The following is a 217-nucleotide window of genomic DNA, read 5'->3' as shown; positions in this document are numbered from 1 at the left end:
GCGCGGCGCCCTCGTCGCCGACGAAGGCCTGCAACATCGACGGCACGAAGTGCAGCGTGCTGATCCGCTCACGGCAGATCAACTCGGCCAGGCGTGCCGGATCGCGATGATCGCCCGGCAGCGCCATCACCAGGCGCGCGCCTTGCATCAGCGGCCAGAAGAACTCCCACACCGACACGTCGAAGCTGAACGGCGTCTTTTGCAGCACGCTGTCCTG

General features: G+C 66.8%; 1 protein-coding gene. It reads right to left on the bottom strand.

The features are described from left to right. Positions 1–217: AMP-binding protein (locus tag ACLEJW_RS23330; protein WP_440778345.1), on the bottom strand; the 217-nt coding region annotated here is incomplete at both ends.

This window comes from Pseudomonas sp. SMSB3, from assembly GCF_052041965.1.
GTDB lineage: Bacteria > Pseudomonadota > Gammaproteobacteria > Pseudomonadales > Pseudomonadaceae > Aquipseudomonas.
This window is presented reverse-complemented; position numbering and strand designations above follow the sequence as displayed.